Source organism: Zhengella mangrovi (genome assembly GCF_002727065.1).
Taxonomy (GTDB): domain Bacteria; phylum Pseudomonadota; class Alphaproteobacteria; order Rhizobiales; family Rhizobiaceae; genus Zhengella; species Zhengella mangrovi.
The window spans coordinates 184,087-202,720 of the sequence record NZ_PDVP01000007.1 but is presented as its reverse complement, the minus strand read 5'-3'; the positions used below and the strand labels follow the sequence as shown (position 1 = coordinate 202,720).

At 65.1% G+C, this 18,634-nt stretch carries 17 protein-coding genes; 6 read left to right on the top strand and 11 right to left on the bottom strand.

Translation table 11 applies throughout. The annotated features are described in order from the left end of the window. Genes CSC94_RS13575 through CSC94_RS13560 form a run of 4 tightly spaced genes read left to right on the top strand, consistent with a single transcriptional unit; the run spans position 1 to position 4,595 of the window. The gene (locus tag CSC94_RS13575; protein ID WP_099306885.1) at positions 1 to 861 is read left to right on the top strand and encodes a branched-chain amino acid ABC transporter permease; all 861 of its coding nucleotides are present in this window, start codon (positions 1 to 3) and stop codon (positions 859 to 861) included. A 6-nt stretch (positions 862 to 867) separates the two neighbouring features. After that, complete coding sequence (locus CSC94_RS13570; RefSeq protein ID WP_099306884.1) at positions 868 to 1,953, top strand: branched-chain amino acid ABC transporter permease; 1,086 nt, start codon at positions 868 to 870, stop codon at positions 1,951 to 1,953. Beyond that, positions 1,946 to 3,700 (top strand): FAD-dependent oxidoreductase, encoded by a 1,755-nt coding sequence (locus CSC94_RS13565; protein ID WP_099306883.1) that lies wholly within the window; start codon positions 1,946 to 1,948, stop codon positions 3,698 to 3,700. Before CSC94_RS13570 ends, CSC94_RS13565 begins: the two co-directional genes overlap by 8 nt. Before the next feature lie 10 nt (positions 3,701 to 3,710). Beyond that, positions 3,711 to 4,595, top strand: coding sequence for an intradiol ring-cleavage dioxygenase (locus CSC94_RS13560; RefSeq protein ID WP_099306882.1), 885 nt, complete (start codon positions 3,711 to 3,713; stop codon positions 4,593 to 4,595). Between the two features lie 45 nt (positions 4,596 to 4,640). Here the strand turns inward: CSC94_RS13560 and CSC94_RS13555 are convergent, their stop codons facing one another. Both CSC94_RS13555 and CSC94_RS13550 read right to left on the bottom strand, forming a co-directional pair. Next, the gene (locus CSC94_RS13555; protein ID WP_099306881.1) at positions 4,641 to 5,327 is read right to left on the bottom strand and encodes a 3-oxoacid CoA-transferase subunit B; all 687 of its coding nucleotides are present in this window, start codon (positions 5,325 to 5,327) and stop codon (positions 4,641 to 4,643) included. Further along, positions 5,324 to 6,031 (bottom strand): 3-oxoacid CoA-transferase subunit A, encoded by a 708-nt coding sequence (locus CSC94_RS13550; RefSeq protein ID WP_099306880.1) that lies wholly within the window; start codon positions 6,029 to 6,031, stop codon positions 5,324 to 5,326. The genes CSC94_RS13555 and CSC94_RS13550 overlap by 4 nt, the downstream gene beginning before the upstream one ends. A gap of 114 nt (positions 6,032 to 6,145) precedes the next feature. Between CSC94_RS13550 and CSC94_RS13545 the strand changes: the two genes are divergently transcribed. Both CSC94_RS13545 and CSC94_RS13540 read left to right on the top strand, forming a co-directional pair. Beyond that, entirely contained in the window at positions 6,146 to 6,904 is a 759-nt protein-coding gene (locus CSC94_RS13545; protein ID WP_099306879.1) for an IclR family transcriptional regulator domain-containing protein, read from the top strand. 201 nt (positions 6,905 to 7,105) lie between these two features. Continuing rightward, positions 7,106 to 8,398, top strand: coding sequence for a TadE/TadG family type IV pilus assembly protein (locus tag CSC94_RS13540; RefSeq protein WP_099306878.1), 1,293 nt, complete (start codon positions 7,106 to 7,108; stop codon positions 8,396 to 8,398). Between the two features lie 480 nt (positions 8,399 to 8,878). Here the strand turns inward: CSC94_RS13540 and CSC94_RS13535 are convergent, their stop codons facing one another. Genes CSC94_RS13535 through CSC94_RS13495 form a run of 9 tightly spaced genes read right to left on the bottom strand, consistent with a single transcriptional unit; the run spans position 8,879 to position 18,563 of the window. Continuing rightward, positions 8,879 to 10,774: a bifunctional sugar phosphate isomerase/epimerase/4-hydroxyphenylpyruvate dioxygenase family protein gene (locus CSC94_RS13535; RefSeq protein ID WP_099306877.1), complete on the bottom strand. Its 1,896-nt coding sequence runs from the start codon at positions 10,772 to 10,774 to the stop codon at positions 8,879 to 8,881. A gap of 16 nt (positions 10,775 to 10,790) precedes the next feature. Then, on the bottom strand, positions 10,791 to 11,231 hold the full coding sequence (locus CSC94_RS13530; protein ID WP_099306876.1) for a type II 3-dehydroquinate dehydratase: 441 nt from the start codon (positions 11,229 to 11,231) through the stop codon (positions 10,791 to 10,793). Positions 11,232 to 11,271: 40 nt separating this feature from the next. Continuing rightward, entirely contained in the window at positions 11,272 to 12,810 is a 1,539-nt protein-coding gene (locus tag CSC94_RS13525; RefSeq protein WP_205853308.1) for an acyl CoA:acetate/3-ketoacid CoA transferase, read from the bottom strand. Further along, a complete protein-coding gene (locus CSC94_RS13520) occupies positions 12,798 to 13,973 on the bottom strand; it encodes an acyl-CoA dehydrogenase family protein (RefSeq protein WP_099306875.1) in 1,176 nt (391 codons plus the stop codon). The genes CSC94_RS13525 and CSC94_RS13520 overlap by 13 nt, the downstream gene beginning before the upstream one ends. 24 nt (positions 13,974 to 13,997) lie before the next feature. After that, on the bottom strand, positions 13,998 to 14,720 hold the full coding sequence (locus tag CSC94_RS13515; RefSeq protein WP_099306874.1) for an ABC transporter ATP-binding protein: 723 nt from the start codon (positions 14,718 to 14,720) through the stop codon (positions 13,998 to 14,000). Between the two features lie 3 nt (positions 14,721 to 14,723). Then, positions 14,724 to 15,470 carry an ABC transporter ATP-binding protein gene (locus CSC94_RS13510; protein ID WP_099306873.1) on the bottom strand — a complete coding sequence of 249 codons (747 nt, stop codon included), beginning with the start codon at positions 15,468 to 15,470 and terminating at the stop codon, positions 14,724 to 14,726. Further along, entirely contained in the window at positions 15,467 to 16,477 is a 1,011-nt protein-coding gene (locus CSC94_RS13505) for a branched-chain amino acid ABC transporter permease (RefSeq protein ID WP_165784432.1), read from the bottom strand. Before CSC94_RS13505 ends, CSC94_RS13510 begins: the two co-directional genes overlap by 4 nt. Next, positions 16,477 to 17,361: a branched-chain amino acid ABC transporter permease gene (locus tag CSC94_RS13500; RefSeq protein ID WP_099306871.1), complete on the bottom strand. Its 885-nt coding sequence runs from the start codon at positions 17,359 to 17,361 to the stop codon at positions 16,477 to 16,479. Before CSC94_RS13500 ends, CSC94_RS13505 begins: the two co-directional genes overlap by 1 nt. Before the next feature lie 59 nt (positions 17,362 to 17,420). Next, the gene (locus tag CSC94_RS13495; RefSeq protein ID WP_099306914.1) at positions 17,421 to 18,563 is read right to left on the bottom strand and encodes an ABC transporter substrate-binding protein; all 1,143 of its coding nucleotides are present in this window, start codon (positions 18,561 to 18,563) and stop codon (positions 17,421 to 17,423) included. Positions 18,564 to 18,634 lie beyond the last annotated feature (71 nt).

The following is an 18,634-nucleotide window of genomic DNA, read 5'->3' as shown; positions in this document are numbered from 1 at the left end:
ATGATCTGGATCGACACCATCATTCAGGGAATCCTGCTCGGCGGGCTTTACGCGCTCTTCGCCGCCGGCCTCAGCCTCGTCTTCGGCATCATGCGCCTGGTCAACCTCGCCCACGGCGACCTCATCGTTCTCGGCGCCTTCCTGATCCTCGTGCTCGTGACGGCGCTCGGGCTCAACCCGTTCCTCGCCACACTGGTCGCGATACCGCTGATGTTCGCGCTCGGCTGGGGCCTTCAACTGGTCATCCTCAACCGCACGCTCGGTGACGACATCCTGCCGCCGCTGCTCGTCACCTTCGGCCTGTCGATCGTCATCCAGAACGGCCTGCTGGAAGGCTTTTCCGCCGACAGTCAGCGGATTTCGGCCGGCGCGCTGGAAACCGCGTCGATCCCGCTTGGACCCGTGACCGTGGGCGTGATGCCGCTGCTTACCTTCCTCTCGGCCCTCGCCGTCATCGTCGCGCTGAACCAGCTCTTCTACCGCACCTCGCTAGGCCGCGCCTTCCGCGCCACCTCGGACGACCCGGTCACCGCCGGGCTGATGGGCATCGAGCCCAACCGCATCTTCGCCGTCGCCACCGGCATCGCCTTCGTCGTCGTGACGATCGCCGCGCTCTATCTCGGCACCCGCGCCAATTTCGATCCGACGATCGGGCCGGCGCGGCTGATCTATGCCTTCGAGGCGGTCATCATCGGCGGCCTCGGATCGCTCTGGGGCACGCTTGCCGGGGGCATCATCATCGGCGTCGCGCAGACCGTCGGCGCGGCGATCAACCCGGAATGGCAGATCCTGGCGGGCCATGTTGCCTTTCTCGTCGTGCTGGCCGTGCGCCCGCGCGGCCTGTTTCCGAAGGGGCTCTGACGGCAGATGACCACGACCAGCCAAAAATGGACGGTGGAGACCCGGACGGCCGCGTCCACGGTGTTCGCGGTAATCGCGGCCGTCGCCGTGATCGCGGCCTTCGCGGCTCCGCTCTTCGTCTCGCGCAGCATGCTTCAGGACCTCTTCTTCATCCTGACAATGCTCATGCTGGCGCAGAACTGGAACCTGCTCGCGGGCTACGCCGGCCTCGTTTCCGTCGGCCAGCAGGCCTTCGTCGGTGCAGGCGCCTATGCCATGTTCGCGGTCGTTATCCTCGGCGGCCTGGACCCGGTCCTTGCCCTTCCGGTCGCCGGCATCTTCGCCGCCGCTCTGGCCATTCCGACGGCCTTTTTCGTCTTCCGCCTCGACGGCGCCTATTTCGCCATCGGCACCTGGGTGATCGCGGAGGTCTTCGGGCTGCTCTTTGCCCAGTGGAAGGCGCTGGGCGGAGGCACCGGCACATCGCTGCCGCGCGACGCCACCCGCGACATGTTCGGTGTGCCCTTCGTCAAGGAACTGTTCGACACCAAGTCGTCGGCCGCGGCCGACATCGTCACCTACTGGCTGGCGCTCGTCCTGGCTCTGGCCACCGTCGGCTTCATCTACTGGCTGCTCCGGTCGAAGCAGGGCATCGGGCTCGCATCCGTGCGTGACAATCTCCAGGCGGCGCGATCGGTCGGTGTCAACGCGTCACGGCTGAAGCTGGTCGTCTACGTCGCCACGGCCTTCGGCACCGGGCTGCTTGGTGCGCTGATCTACATCCAGACCGCCCGCATCTCGCCCGACGCGGCCTTCTCCGTCACCGACTGGACGGCCTATGTCATCTTCATCGTCGTCATCGGCGGCATCGGGACACTGGAAGGCCCCTTCGTCGGTGTCCTGGTGTTCTTCATCCTTCAGAACCTGTTTGCCGACTATGGCTCGTGGTATCTCCTGATCCTCGGCCTCATCGGCATCGTCGTGATGCTGTTTGCCCCCCGCGGCCTGTGGGGCCTGTTCACCGACAAGACAGGAATCCAGCTTTTCCCAATCCGCCGCCGGCTCGCCGGCGGCCCCCTTGTTGCGCACTCACGGGAGGACACTCATGGCTGATATTGAAACCGACGTTCTGATCATCGGGACGGGACCGGCAGGTTCCGCCACCGCGGCTTTGCTGTCGAGCTACGGCATCGAGAACATGGCGATCAACCGCTACCGCTGGCTCGCCAACACGCCGCGGGCCCACATCACCAACCAGCGCGCCATGGAGGTCATCCGCGACCTTGGCGAGGACGTCGAGAACGAGGTCTATTTCTACGGCACCGACCAGGACCTGATGGGCGAGAACGTCTTCTGCACGTCGATCGCCGGTGAGGAAATCGGCCGCATGAAGAGCTGGGGCAAGCACCCGCTTTCGCGCGCCGAGCATATCCTCGCCTCCCCGTCGCGGATGAACGACTGCCCGCAGACTTTCATGGAACCGATCCTGTTTCGCACCGCCTGCTCGCGCGGGACACAGGCCCGCATGTCGACCGAGTACCGGTCCCATGAGCAGGATGCCGAGGGTGTCACGACGACCTGCCTCGATCGCCTGACGGGCAAGGAATTCACGATCCGCTCGAAGTTCCTCGTCGGCGCCGACGGCGGCAATTCGAAGGTGGCCGAGCACGCCGGCCTCCCCTTCGCCGGCCAGATGGGCGTTGCCGGCTCCATGAACATCCTGTTCAAGGCTGATCTATCCAAGTACGTCGCGCACCGCCCGTCCGTGCTCTACTGGGTGCTGCAGCCCGGTGCCGAGGTGGGCGGCATCGGCATGGGCCTGGTGCGCATGATCCGGCCCTGGAACGAATGGCTCATCAACTGGGGCTACGACATCAACCAGCCGCCGCCCGAGGTCGACGAGGCCTTTGCCGTCAAGGTCGCGCGCGACCTGATCGGCGACCCGGACATCGAGATCGAGTTCCAGGATGCCTCGGTCTGGACCGTCAACAACTGCTACGCCACCCACCTGCAGAAGGGCCGCGTGTTCTGCATGGGCGATGCCGTCCATCGCCATCCGCCGTCCAACGGCCTGGGGTCCAACACCTCCATCCAGGACGGGTTCAACCTCGCCTGGAAGCTCGCCATGGTCGTCAGGGGCCAGGCCGGGCCGGATCTCCTGGAGAGCTACAGCGCCGAGCGCGCGCCCGTCGCCAAGCAGATCGTGACCCGCGCCAACCAGTCGATCGAGGAGTTCGGACCGATCTTCGAATCGCTCGGCCTCCTGGAATCGGTCGATCCGGTCAAGATGCAGGCCAACATGGATGCGCGCTGCGACAACACGCCGGAAGCCGAGCAGCAGCGTCAGGCGATCCGCAAGGCCATTGCCTTCAAGGAATACGAGTTCGATGCCCATGGCGTCGAGATGAACCAGCGCTACACCTCCAGCGCCATCGTCACCGACGGGCAGCCGGAACCGGCCTTCGAACGCGACCGGGACCTGCACTACGCGCCGACCACATGGCCGGGCGCGCGCGTGCCCCATGTCTGGGTCTACGACGCGCGCGGCGGCAAGGCCTCGACGCTTGACATCACCGGCCATGGCCGGTTCACGATCCTGACCGGCATCGGCGGCGACGGCTGGGTCGAGGCCGCGGCCTCCGTCGGCAGCGAACTCGGTCTCGATATCGCCGTGCACGTGATCGGCCCGCGCCAGCAATGGCAGGACTTTACCGGCGACTGGGCCCGCGCCCGCGAAGTCAGGGACAGCGGCATCGTCCTGGTGCGGCCGGACCATCACGTCTGCTGGCGCCGCGAAACGATGGCCGACGATCCGGTCGCCGAGCTGCGCCGCGTGATGAAACACATCCTGAACCGCTAGGAGAAGGCCGATGGAAGCGCATGAAAAGGGCTATTTCACCGAGGACGACTCGGTGGAGGTCGTCACCGGCCGCAACACCAACGCCCGGGACGAGCGTCTGAAGTTCATCATGGACGTGGTGACGCGCAAGCTTCACGAGGCGGTCAAGGAGATCGAGCCGACCGAAAAGGAATGGTTCGACGCGATCATGTTCCTCACCGAAACCGGGCACATGTGCAACGAATGGCGGCAGGAGTTCATCCTGCTGTCGGATGTCCTCGGCGTGTCGATGCTCGTCGATGCGATCAACAACCGCAAGCCGTCCGGGGCGTCGGAATCGACCGTGCTCGGACCGTTCCACGTCGCCGACGCGCCGCTGCGCCAGATGGGCGACAACATCTGCCTCGACCACAAGGGCGAGGACATGGTGGTGTCCGGCCGTATCCTCGACACCGACGGCAAGCCGATCGACGGGGCGGTCATCGATGTCTGGCAGGCCAATGACGAGGGCTTCTACGACGTGCAACAGAAGGGCATCCAGCCAGACTTCAACCTGCGCGGGGTCTTCCGCACCGGTCCGGACGGGCGCTACTGGTTCCGCGCCGTCAAGCCGAAGTACTACCCCATCCCGGACGATGGACCGGTCGGCAAGATGCTGGCGGCGCTCGGCCGCCATCCCTACCGCCCGGCGCATCTCCACTACATCATCAAGGCCGACGGCTTCGAGCCGCTGACCACGCACATCTTCGATCCGGACGATCCCTACATCGATTCCGATGCGGTCTTCGGCGTCAAGGAAAGCCTGCTGGCGGAGTTCAGGCGGGTCGAGGACGCCGGCAAGGCCAGGGAGTACGACTTCGCCCGGGACTGGTTCTGGGAGGTCGAGCACGACTTCGTGCTGGCGCGCAAGGCATAGCCGGAACGGCCATTCCCGGCGACCAGGCCGCCGGGAACCAGGCCCCTAGAGGGCCGGAACGGTCAGGTCGTGGACGGAACCGTCGATCTTCAGGTCCGCACCGGTGACCGCCTGCAGTTCATCGAGGGACAGCGCCGGCAGTTTTTCCCGCAGCACGAAATGCCCGCCGTCGATATCGATCACGGCAAGCGAGGTGTAGACCCGGGTGACGCAGCCGACACCGGTGAGCGGCATCGTGCAGCGCTTCAGAAGTTTCGGCTCGCCGGTCTTGGTGACGTGATCGGTCACGACCGCGACGCGCCTGGCACCGTGGACGAGGTCCATGGCGCCGCCGACGGCCGGCACGCCGCCCTTGCCGGTCGACCAGTTCGCAAGGTCGCCGTTTTCCGCCACCTGGAAGGCACCGAGAACGGCGAGATCGAGATGGCCGCCGCGCACCATGGCGAAACTGTCGGCGTGGTGAAAGAAGGCGGCGCCGGGCTTGAGCGTGATCGCCTTCTTGCCCGCGTTGATCAGGTCCCAGTCCTCCTCGCCGGCGGCCGGCGCTTCGCCGAAGCCGAGAACGCCGTTCTCGGTATGGTAGATGACGTCGCGCCCTTCCGGCTGGAAGGCCGCGATCATCTCCGGAAAGCCGATGCCAAGGTTCACGTAGGCCCCGTCCTCGATGTCCTGCGCCGCGCGCCAGGCGATCTGGGCGTTGGTGAGCTTGATCGTGTCGAGTGTGCCGCTCATGGGTAAACCGCTCCTTCCCGGTTCAGCATCTCTTCCTGGGCCGGTTGTGCGACGGCGACGACGCGGTCGACGAAGATGCCAGGCGTGACCACGTGCTCCGGATCGATGCCCCCGGCGGGCACGATCCGCGACACTTGCGCCACCGTGTGCGTCGCGGCCATGGCCATCAGCGGGCTGAAGTTCCGCGCGGCCATGCGGTAGGTCAGATTGCCCAGCGGATCGCCGGCCTGCGCCTTGATCAGCGCGAAATCGGCCTTGAGCCAGCGCTCCTGCACGTAGAAGCGGCCGTCGAACTCGGCCACCGGCTTGCCCTCGGCCAGGTCGGTGCCGTAGCCGGCCGGCGTGTAGAAGGCCGGAATGCCCGCTCCGCCGGCACGGATGCGCTCGGCCAGGGTTCCCTGCGGCACCAGTTCCAGCTCGATCTTGCCGGCGAGATAGAGATCGGTGAACACCTTCGGGTCGGCCGAGCGGGGAAACGAGCAGATCAGCTTGGCCACAAGGCCCTGTTCGATCATCGCGGCCAGCCCGACATGCCCGTTGCCGGCATTGTTGTTGATCACGGTCAGGTTCTTCGGTCCGGCATCGATCAGCGCGTGGATCAGCTCGATCGGCGAGCCCGATCCGCCGAACCCGCCGATCATGACGGTCGCACCGTCCCCGATCGGCGCGACGGCCTGGCTGAGCGACGAAAGCGTCTTGTCCATGAACGGCTCCTGTCGGTCGATAACGTCCTCTCCTGTCATCCACGCCATGCCGCCCAAGGCAAGTCAATTCGTGCGCATGTTGACATTTGTTCAAAATGACGCGCTCCTGTGCGCATGCTGAACAAGACAGACACGATCGCGTCCTTGGCGAAAGGCCTGCGGGTCCTGGAATGCTTCACCGCGGAACATTCGCGGCTCGCCATCGGCGACGTGTCCGCGATGACCGGCCTCGACCGCGCGACGGCGCGGCGATGCCTGCTGACCCTGAACGCGCAGGGCTATGCCGACTACGATGGCAAGTACTTCAGCCTGACCGCGCGCGCCCTGCGCCTTGGAATGGGGGCGCTGGCGGCCATGCCGCTTCCGAGGATCGTGCAGCCATGGCTCGACCAGCTTTCCGACCAGATCGGCCAGTCCTGCTCGGTCTCGATCCTCGACGCGGCCGATATCGTCTACATCGCCCGCGCGGCGCAAAGGCGGGTGATGTCCATCGGCCTCATGCCGGGCTCGCGCCTGCCCGCCCATTGCACGTCGATGGGCCGGGTGCTTCTCTCCACCTTGACGAACGAGGAGGCGATGGCCGTCATCGAGGCGTCGGACCTCACGCCGCGCACGTCCAGATCGCTGACCGGTCCGGCCGAGATCCTCGACGCGGTCATCCGGGTGCGGTCCCTTGGCTACTGCTTGGTCGACCAGGAAGTCGAACTTGGCCTGCGGTCCCTGGCGGTTCCTGTCGTCAACAGCCGGGGCAGCACGGTCGCCGCGCTCAACATCGGCATGGCCGCGATCACCGGCGAGGCATCCCGCCTGGTGGATGACTATCTGCCAGCACTTCTCAAGGTCCAGGAAGGCCTGCGGCGAACCCTGGGCTAGCCCCATATCCCGGCAGATCGCCGCATCAGGAGACACGAACTTCGCTCCTCGCTCGCATCGGCCAATCGGAGCGCGCGCACGGCAAGAACTCCAGGATTTCCTTTCAGTCTAATTTAATAACTATCTGAAATTTATGACTTCCAAGGCTGCGCTTGCACCGGATGTCGCGCAGTCATGGTTCGAAAGCATGTGAGAATGGGAATGGCAGCACGGGTCAGGCGTTTTTTTACGGATCGCTCCGGGAATTTCGGCATCCTGTTCGGCCTGCTGGCCATTCCGCTTGTCGGCGGCATCGGCCTGATGCTCGATTTCTTCCAGGTTGACCGGATCCGCACGGAACTGCAGCAGGCGGCCGACGCCGCAGCCGTCGGTTCGGTCGCCATCCCCTCACCGGCCTTCTTCGCCGCCGGATCGATGATGCACGACGGCACCATCAAGGACGGTGTCGACGATGCCGAAAAACTGTTCGAGGCAGAAGTCTCCGGCGATGCCAAAACGGCCGTGACGAAGGTCGATCCATCGGTCACGAAAAACGGGCGGGACATCACCGCGGTCGTCAACTTTGAAGCGACGGTCCCGACCGAGTTCATGAAGATCCTCGGCGTCAAGAGCGTTGACATCTCCGGCTCCGCCTCGGCGATGAACTCGACGCCGGCCTTCACGGATTTCTATCTCCTGCTCGACAATACGCCGTCGATGGGTCTCGGCGCGACGCAGGCCGACATTGACATGATGGTCAAGAACACGCCGGACAAGTGCGCGTTCGCCTGCCATGAGACCAGCAACGCTACCGACTACTACGCGCTGGCGAAATTGCTGAAGGTCACCATGCGTATCGATGTCGTTGCCCAGGCCACCGCCAAGATGATGGACAAGGCGGAATCGACGGAAACCTACACCGACCAGTATCGCATGGCGCTCTACCATTTTGGCGAGAAGGCCGAAGCGGCCGGGCTGCAGAGGCTGGTCAAGCTGACGGGCGATCTCGACCAGATCCGGACCAAGGCATCCACCTCGGTCGATCTCATGACCGTGCCGTACCAGAACTACAATTTCGACCAGGACACGGACTTCAACGCGGCCCTGAACGCGATGGACAAGCAGATTTCTGCCGTCGGGACAGGGGCGACCTCCAACTCGAGGCTGAAATATCTCCTGTTCGTGTCGGATGGCGTTGCGGACTACTCCAACAATTCGTCTTGCCAGAAGAAAACGACGGGCGGCCGTTGCCAGGAACCGATCAACACGGCCTATTGCGATGTCCTGAAGAACCGCGGCGTCAAGATCGCCATCCTCTACACGTCCTATTACCCGCTTCCGACGAACGGCTGGTACAACACCTGGATCAAGCCGTTCGAAAGCGAGATCGGCGCCCGGATGGAAAGCTGTGCGTCCCCGGGCCTGTTCTTCGAGGTAAGCCCGACCGAGGGGATTGCCGAGGCCATGAACGCTCTCTTCGAGAAGATGATCTCGCAACCGAAGATCATCAACTGACGGGCGGTCAACGGGTCACGCCACGAGATCGTGCTGCCGTGCAGGGGAACCGCGGGCCTTCTGCGGCCTGCTTTCACAGGCGGACGGGACAGCGAGCGCGATCAGCGCGCTGAATTTCGCGTTGTCGGCAAGTACATCCTCATCGTCGGCTGCACCGACTTCGGCGGCGCGGAGACCGAGTGCATCCTGACCCCTGTCACCCTCTAGGCGGCCAGCGTTCACCGGAACTGCCCTGCGGTCCGGCACGCTATTCACAGCAGCCGGGCTGTCTCCAGCAATTCCAGCGAAAGTGGCCACCGGTTTCGTGTCCGGAATTGCGGCAGGCAAGAGCAATTCCAGCGAAAGTGGTGGCCGGTTTCGCGTCCGGAATTGCGGCAAGGCAAGAGCAATTCCAGCGAAAGTGCTGGCCGGTCTCGCGCCAGGAATGACGCGAGGACAACGCGCCGGAGCATGGCAGCGGCTCAACGGGGAGCGGAAGTCCTAGCGCTTCGGCATGCCCTTCGGGCGCAGGTGCCGCTTCTGGGCGGCGATGCGGAACTGCGCGTTCGCGGCACCGTAGCCGTTATAGCCGCCGCGCCGTTCCACGATCTCGAAGAAGAAGCCCTCGCCGTAGACCGGGCTGTAGATCTGGAAATATTCCCCGCCGTTCTCGTCGCGGTCATAGAGGATGTTCCCGGCCCTCAGCCGTTCCAGCAGGTCGTCGTCGAGACCGAACCGGGCATCGAGATCGTCGTAGTAGTTCGGGGAAATCTCCAGCGGCGTGAAGCCGTTGGCAGACAGCGCCTCTCGCGTGCCGAAGATGTTGCTGCTTTCAAACGCGATGTGCTGAACCGCCGATCCATAGCTTTCCGCGATGAAATGGCCGGCCAGCGTCCGGCGGTTCTCCGCCCCGTTGAGCGTGATGCGCAGGCTGCCCTCGTCGTTGCCGATCGCCTGGCTGCGCACCAGTCCGGCCGGGTCGACCACGTCCACCATCGGCGTCTTCCGGGTAGCGAAGATCGACGTGTAGAAGAGCAGCCAGGTCAGCATCTCCTCGTAGTTCATTGTCTGCGCCACGTGGTCGATGCGCTGAAGCCCCGCGCTCACCGGGCTTTCCTCGCCCGTCACCCGGTTGAACTCGATCTCCCAGACCTTGCCCAGTTCGGTCTTCTCGTCGATGAAGTGCATGACGCCGCCGCCGACGCCGCGAATGGCCGGGATCTTCAGTTCGCCCGGGCCGACCGGCTGTTCGAACGGTTCCGCGCCAAGTGCGCGCGCCCGTTCCACCGTGGCCGCCGCGTCCTCCACCTTCAGGCCGATATCGCAGACAGAAGTGCCGTGCACGAGGTAGGAGGAATGGGCAAATCCCTCCTGCTCGGTGTTGATGACGATGTTGATGCCGCCCTGTTTCCACAGGTCGACGTCCTTGGAGACATGGCGGCCGCAGAGCTCGAAACCCAGCATGCGCAGAAGCGCGCCCAGTTGCTCCGCCTCGCCGTGATCGGCGGCGAACTCGACGAATTCCACGCCCGACACGGCAATCCGGTCCGGCATGGCCGGCACGTCGATGGCGATGGAGGGCTCGGCACGGCGCACCTGGTCCATCAGGTAGACGAGCGAGCGGTGGCCGTCGACGGAGATCGATTTCGGCGAGCCGCCGCGGAACTGGTCGTTGAAGATTTCCAGCGACAGCATGCCGTCGTAGCCGGTGGCCGCCACCGCGCGCATGAAGCCGGTGACGTCGAGATCGCCCTCGCCCGGCATGTTGCGGAAATGGCGCGACCAGTAGAGCAGGTCCATGTCGATCAGCGGCGCGTCGGCCAGTTGCACGAAGAAGATGCGGTCGCCGGGAATGGACCGGATCGACTTGACGTCGATCTTGCGCGCCAGCGTGTGGAAACTGTCGAGGATCAGCCCGACATTGGAATGGTCGGCACGGCGCACGATCTCCCAGGCGTCGCGATGGTCCGAGACGTGCCGTCCCCAGGCCAGCGCCTCGTAGCCGACGCGGACCCCCTTCCTGGCTGCCCGCTCGCCCAGTTCGGCGAAATCGTCGGCAGCCCGGTCGATGCCGCCGAGCGACAGCGGCGAACAGTTGGAGCAGACCAGCACCAGGTCCACGCCCAGTTCGTTCATCAGGTCGAACTTGCGCTCCGCGCGGTCGAAGGCGCGCGCCCGCTGCGGCTCGGGCATGCCCTCGAAATCCCGGAACGGCTGGAACAGGCAAAGCTCCAGCCCGTGATCCCGCACCATCCGGCCGACATCCGCCGGGCTGCCGTCAAACGCCAGGAAGTCGTTCTCGAAGATCTCGATCCCGTCGAAACCGGCCGCCGCGATGGCGGCAAGCTTTTCGCGGAAATCACCGGAAATCGAGACGGTGGCGATGGCTGTTTTCATGGCGGCGGACTTTCTGTCAGCGGCCGCCTTCGATCAGGTCGGCCATGGCGTTCATTGCATGGAGATAGCCCTTTGGACCGAGCCCGGCAATGACCGCGGTGGCGACCTTCGAAACCAGCGAGCGGTGATAGACCTCCTCGCGCCGGTGAATGTTGGAAATGTGCAGCTCGATGACCGGGCCGGCAAACATCTTCAGCGCATCGTAGACGGGAACCGACGTGAAGCTCAGGCCGGCCGGGTTGATGATCAGACCCGCGGCGCCCGCGTCGATCGCCTCGTGCACCCAGCTGACGATGTCACCCTCGTAGTTCGATTGCCGGAACACCACCGCGCGATCGGTCGATGCCCGGCACCATGCCTCGATCTCCGCCAGCGTCACCCTGCCGTAGATCTCCGGCTCGCGCATGCCGAGCCGGTTCAGGTTTGGTCCGTTGAGGACGTGAATGGCACCGCTCATCGGGGTCTTCCTTTCGTGCAGGCAGCTGCCGTCCCGGGTTTCAGGCCGTGAAGCAGTCCGTGTCCATCGTCTTCAGATCGTCGGCCACCAGCGGGCGGAAGTCCATCTGCTGCAGCACGTCGCGCTCGGGATCGATCCCCGGCGCCACTTCCGTCAGCATCAGGCCCTTGCCGGTCAGCCGGAACACGCAGCGTTCGGTGACGTAGAGCGCCTCCTGTCCCTGGGCCACCGACTGGGCGCCGGAGAACGTGATCTGGTCGACGTCCGCGACGAACTTGCGGACCTCGCCCTGCCGCGTGATCGACAGCCGGCCGTCTCCGGAGGCCATGTCGGTGCCCTTGGCGTCGAACGTGCCGCAGAACACCACCTTGCGCGCGTTCTGGGCAATGTCGATGAACCCGCCAGGGCCCACCGGCACGCCACCCAGTTTGGAGGCGTTCACGTTGCCATGCCGGTCTACCTGCCCGAAGCCGAGGAAGGCGATGTCCAGCCCGCCGCCGGAATAGAAATCGAACTGAGAGGGACCGTCCAGCATGCAGGAGGCATTGCGTGCATAGCCGAACAGCGTGCCCGTCAGCAGCGTGCCGCCGTAGGTCCCGTGCTCGATGGTCTGGTAGTAGCGGTCGTGGTCGCCGCGCGCCGCGACGATGCTGGCCACCTGGTCGGGAATGCCGAAACCGTAGTTGATCACGGCGCCGTCGGAGAGCTCGTGCCGGGCCCGCTCCGCGACGATGCGGCGGATGGAAAATTCCGGCATCCGCGGCGCCGCTTCCGCCACGCGTTGCTGGCCGGAGATCGCCGGATCGTAGACGATCTCGTAGCCCTGCCGCTGGTCCGGATCCACGACGATGGCATCCACCAGTGCGCCGGGAATGCGCACCTGCCGGGCGCCGAGCGCACCGGCCTTCACCTTTTCTCGAACCTGCACGATGACCACGCCGCCGCAATTGTGCACGGCAGCGGCCATGGCGTAGCTGTCCACGTTCGCCGGCTCCTCGTCGAGGCTGATATTGCCCTCGTCATCGGCGATCGAGCCCTTGAGCAGGCAGGCGTCCATGCTGAACGGCAGGTAGCGCAGGTACTCCTGCCCGCCGATGGTCACCACTTCGCACAGCGGGTCCTTCGCCGCCCCGTTCATCCGCCCGCCATCGACGCGCGGATCGATGAACGTGCCAAGCCCGACATGGGTGAACAGGCCCGGCCGCTTCGCCGCGATCTCGCGCATCAGCTGCATGGCCACACCGCCCGGCAGCACGTGCGCCTCGATCTCGTCCCTGGCCGCCATCTGCTGCATGCGCGGCGACCATGGCCAGTGCCCGCCGATCACCTTGCGCACCATGCCGTGGTGGGCAAAGCGGTTTACGCCCGTGTCCTTGCGATTGCCGATGCCGAGCGCATGGACCAGCGTCATGTCCTTCGGATGGCCCGTGTCGAGGAAGCGCCGCTCGATGGCCTCGTGAAGGGCCATGGCCTCGCAGAGACCGCCGCCACCGCCGATCAGGCCGATGGTCGCGCCATCGGGGACCAGCGCCACGGCCTCGGCCGCGGTCATGAACTTGTTGTCCATCATGCCGCCCATGGATCGTAGACCGACTTGCCGCCCTTCAGCATCGCCTTGGCGACAACGCCGCGGTGGATTTCCGAAGCACCGTCGAAAATGCGGTAGATGCGGGCGTCGCGATAGTAGCGCTCGATGGGCAGGTCCTTGGAAAAGCCCATGCCGCCGAAGATCTGCATCGAGCGGTCGACCACCCGTCCCAGGGTTTCGGAAGCCTGCACCTTGAGCATGGAGATCTTGGCGCGCGGATCGAGCCCGGAGTCGATCTGGTCGGCGCATTCCCACAGCGCGGTCCGCGCCGCGTTGATCTCGATGGCGCTGTCGGCCAGCATCTGCTGCACCATCTGGAAATCGCCCAGCGACTGGCCGAACTGGTGCCGGTCATTGGCATAGTCGACCGTCATGTTGAGGATCTTGGTCGCCTTGCCGACCGAGCGGGCCGCAACCTGCGCCAGCCGCACGCGGCCGAGCACGGAAAGGGCGAGCTTCAGTCCCTGCCCCTCGACGCCGAGCAGGTGTTCGTCGGTCAGTTCCACGTCGTCGAAATGCAGTTCGAGGTGGCTGGTGCCGCGAATGCCCATCATCGGCTGGTCCCGCCCGACGGTGAACCCCTTCGTTCCCTTGTCGACGAGGAACATGGAGATGCCGCGATGGCCCTTGTCGGGATCGGTGATCGCGGTCACGACGAAGAAATCGGAGAACGCGCCGTCGGAAATGAAGTGCTTCATGCCCGACAGGATCCACTTGCCGTTCTCGCGGCGCGCCCGCGTCCGGATGCCGGCGGCATCCGACCCGGCTCCCGGCTCGGTGAACGCGATGGAGCAGACCCGTTCGCCCGAGACGGCGGGCTTCAGCCAGCGATCCACCTGCGGCCCCTGGCAGGCCAGCAGCACCTCGTAGACATTGCCGAAGGCACGACGGATCAGGATGTCGGTCGTGTGGCCGAACTGCTCCTCGCACAACATGGTGTCGAGCGCGGAAAGCCCGCCGCCGCCATGCTCCTCGGGAATGTTCATCCCGTAGAGGCCAAGCGCCTTCGACTTTTCGAATACCGCCCTGGCCAGCTCCGGGCGCAGCGCGCCGGTCTGTTCGATCTCGTCTTCAAGCGGTGCGAGTTCGCTGGCGATGAAGCCGCGAACGGTCTCGACCAGCATCCGTTGCTCGTCGGAAAACCGGAAATCCATCTTGGTCGTTCTCCAGTCGTTGGGTCAGTCGGTTTCTTCCATGTGGCCGCCGAGGAACAGCTGGCCGACCTTGGGATCGTTGAGCAGCGTGTCGGCCCTGTCGTGCATGCGCGTCTGGCCGAGTTCCAGCACCAGGCCGAAGTCGGACATGGCCAGCGCCGCCTTGGCGTTCTGTTCCACCATCAGGATCGTCACGCCCTCGTCGCGCAGGCGCTGCAGCGTGCGGAACACCTCCTGCACGAGGTTCGGCGACAGGCCGATGGACGGTTCGTCGATCAGGATCAGCTTGGGATCGAGCAGCAGCGCCCGGGCCACTTCCAGCTGCTTCTGCTGGCCGCCCGACAGTTCGATGGCCTTGCGGTCGCGGAACTGCCGCAGCATCGGGAACTGGTCCATGACCACCTCGATGCGCTGCTTCACCCGGTCCTGGTCGTCGGCGGTGATGCCGCCCAGTTCCAGGTTGTGGTAGACGGAGAGCTGCGGCACGACGTTGCGCCCCTGCGGCACGTAGGTCACGCCATGGCCGATCATGTCGCGCGGCTTCTGCCCGGTCACGTCCCGGCCCTCCAGCAGGATCTGCCCGGAGTGGATGTTCAGCAGGCCGAAGATCGCCTTGAACACGGTCGACTTGCCGGCCCCGTTCGGCCCGATCACCGTGGTGATGGTGGCCTTGGGGATCTTGAACGAAACCCCGTTCAGGATCGTGATCTTGCCGTAGCCGCCATAGAGGTCTTTCAGTTCCAGCACGGCTCAGCCCCCCAGATACGCGTCGATGACCTGGCTGTTCGACCGGATTTCCTCCGGCGTCCCCTCCGCGATCACCGCGCCCTCGGCCAGCACGATGATGCGGGTGCACAGGCTCATGACGAATTCCATGTTGTGCTCGATCACCACGAACGTCGTGCCATGCTCCCGGTTGTAGGTCTGCAGGCGTTCCTTCAGGTTGGCAAGCATGGTGAGGTTCACCCCGCCGGCCGGCTCGTCGAGCAGCACGAGGTCCGGCCCGGCCATGAAGGCCATGGCCGCGTCGAGCAGTTTCTGCTGGCCGTAGGACAGCGACCCGGCCATCTCGTCGCGCAGGTGGCCCAGCCGGAAGAACTCGATCATCCGGTCCGCTTCGCCCGTCAGGCCGGCGTCCGGCGCGCCGAACAGCCGCGACAGCATGGTGCCGTGGTGTTCCTGGCCCGCCAGGATGATGTTGTCCAGGACGGTCATTTCCGGAAAGACCGACAATTGCTGGAACGTGCGCCCGACACCGAGCTTGTTGAGATCGCAGGCGCGCATCCCGGACACGGACTGCCCCTTGACGGTCACGGCGCCGGCATTCGGCTGGAGCTGGCCGAGCACGCAGTTGAACAGGGTGGACTTGCCCGACCCGTTCGGCCCGATCAGGCCGAGGACCTCGCCCTTCTGAACCTCGAAGCTGACGTCGCGCACGGCGTGGATGCCGCCGAACGACTTGGAGATGTGCGAGACGGAAAGAACGGTCTGGCTCACAGCTGCGCTCCTTCCTTCATGTCGCCGCGCACCACCCGCTGCGGGCGCAGTTTCGACAGGATGCGGTCACCGATCCCCATCAGCCCGGACGGCGAATAGACCATCAGAATGATGACGGCGACCGAGTAGAGGATGAGATAGTAGCCCTGGGTGAAGCGCAGGAACTCCGGCAGCAGGATCACCACCGCCGCCCCGAGCATCGGCCCGAAGAAATAGCCCGCGCCGCCGACGACGACCATCAGCAGGATGCGCAGCGAATGCACCAGCGCGAAGGAATTCGGCTCGATGAACTGCACCACCGGCGACATCAGCGACCCCGCGAGCCCGCCGCCGGCCGATCCGATGGCAAAGGCGAGCAACGTGATGCGCCGGGTGTCGAGGCCGAGGCTCTCCGCCCGGATCGGGTTTTCCCTCAGCCCCTTGAACGCGCGGCCCCAGGGCGAGCGGATCAGGCCGTACATCAGCGCCGCGAAGACGACGAAGGTGATCAGGCACAGGTAGTAGATCTTCTGGTTGGACGACAGCGCGATGCCCAGCACGTCCGACTTGCGCGCCGTGTTGAAGATCCAGAAATCGGGCCGCGGCATGTTGAACTTGCCGTAGGATCCGCCGGTCAGCCAGTCCTCGTTGCGCAGCACCAGCACCACCAGCGTGTTGAACGCCAGCGTCACGAAGGCCAGGAAATGGCCCTTGACGCGCAGCGCCGGGAAGCCGACCAGCAGGCCGATGAAGAAGCAGGCCACGACGGCGGCCGGCATGGCGACGATCCAGTGGATCCCGTTGAGCGTCAGGAGCGCGGTGATATAGGCGCCGACGGCCATGAAGGAGGCCTGCGCCAGGCTGATCTGCCCGGCGTAGCCGAGCGTCAGGTTCAGCCCCATGGCGGCGATGGTGAACATCAGCCAGGAACACAGGATCAGCGTGAAATAGTTGCCCTGTCCGATCGGCGCGACGATGAGCACTGCCAGCCCGAGCGCGATCCAGAGCCATTTCGGAATGGCGTTCATCAGACGGTCCTCCCTTCCGATGTGCCGAGCAGGCCCTGCGGGCGGAACAGGATGATGCCGATGAGCAGCACCAGCGGGATCGCCGCGCGGTATTCCGCGGTGATGTAGGTCGCCGTGATGTTGTCCAGCACGCCGATCAGGAGCCCGCCGGCCAGCGCCCCGCGGATCTGGTTGAAGCCGCCGACGATCGCCGCGATGAAGGCGATGAGGCCGAGGTATTCGCCATTGGAGAACTTGGCGAGATAGACCGGGGTGATCAGGAAGGAGGCCAGCGACGCCAGAGCGGCATTGATGAGGAATGTATAGAGCACCATGCGGTTGGTATCGACGCCCAGGATCTCCGCCACCGCCGGGTTCTGCGCGGTCGCCTGCATGGCCCGGCCCGTCCGCGTGCGGTTCAGGAACAACGTCAGGCCTACCACCACGCCGAGCGAGATCGCCAGGTGGGCGATGTCGGTCACCGACACGATGGCCCCGCCGATGTTCCAGGTGCCGCCGGAGATCAGCGGCGGATAGGGCTGCGCCTCGGCGCCGTAGAATTCCTTCACGCTCTCCTTGAGGAAGATCGCCAGCGCCATGGTCGCGATGATCAGCGACAGGCCGCCACCGTTGCCGTGCTTCTGCATCGGCTCCACGATCGCCTTCTTGAACAGGAAGCCGAGCACGAAGACCGAGACGGCGAGCGCGACGATCAGCGCCAGCGGCAGCGGCAGGCCGGAGTTCATCGCGATCAGCACGAAGAAGGCCGGCAGCATGACGAATTCGCCCTGGGCGAAATTCACCGTCTGCGCCGCCTGCCAGACCAGAGTGAAGCCGATCGCGGCGAGCGCATAGATCGAGCCCGTGGCAAGGCCCGACAGGAGAACCTGCAGGAATTGTTCCATGGTGTCTTACCGGTTGGGAAACGGGAGACGCCGGTCCGGCCGGCGCCTCCCGCCTGTCATCAGTTGGCCGGAACGGTTTCGCCCACGACCTGCTTGCCGTCCTTCACCTCGATCATGAAGCTCGGACGCGACATCTCGCCCGAGTCATCCCAGCAGGTGTCCATGAGGATGCCCGGATACTCCGCCGCCTTCAGGCAGAGCCCGTGCATGGTGTTGGCGAACTTTTCCTGGTCGACGGCGCCGGCCTTCTCGGTGCCGTACTTGGTGATGTAGGCGCCGATGTAGCCCTTCAGCGCATTGTGGTCCGGCGCACGGTTGTATTCCTTCTCGAAGGCCGCCTTGAAGGTCTTGAAGGTCTCGAGCGGCGCATCGGCGGTCAGGCCGACATGGGCAACGGCGCCGTTTGCCGCGTCGCCGGCAAGGTCGATCACCTTCTGGCCGGTCAGCGTCACTTCGCCGACGAGCTTGGCCTGGACGGCCTGCTTGGAAGCTTCGCGCAGGAAGCGGGCGGATTCCTCCTCGTGCAGGTAGACGAAGACGGCGTCAGCGCCGGAATCCTTGATCCGCGCCACGTCGGCCGCGAAATCGGCGGCACCGGCTTCCGACGGAATGTCGGCGACGACGTCGATGCCGGCCTTCTTCATCTCTCCGACGAAGACGTCATGGCCGCCCTTGCCGAACTCGTTGTTGACCCAGGCCACGGCCACCTTCTTGGCGCCCAGCGTGTCCTTGAAATAGGCGGTGAGCGCCGGGATGCCCTTCTGCGCGCCATAGGACGTGCGGAAGATGTAGGGGTTGCCCTGCGCGGTGATGTTCGGCGCTTCCGACCCGGTGATCTGCGGGACGCCGGCCTGCTGGGCCACCATCATGTTGACGATCGTCGACGAGGAATAGACCGTTCCCCAGATGTTGTAGGCGCCTTCGTCGATGGCCTTCTGCACCAGCGCGCGCGACGTCTGCGGGTCGGTCCCCGTGTCGTACTCGCTGATCTCAAGCTGCTGCCCCATGACGCCGCCCGACGCGTTGATTTCCTTGGCGGCGAGCAGTGCGCCATCGCGGAAGTTGGTGCCGGCCGGCGCGCCGCCGCCGGAAAGCTCGACGACCATGCCGATCTTCATCGTGTCGGCGGCCTGGGCGGGCGCGAAGGCCACGCCGAGCATGAGGGCGGAGGCCGTGAGGCCGAGGACTGTTCTGCGTTTCATCATGGTTTCCTCCCGTTTGAAACAAATCGATTGCGGGTGTCCGAAATGCGCCGTCTCCACCCGGCGCGACC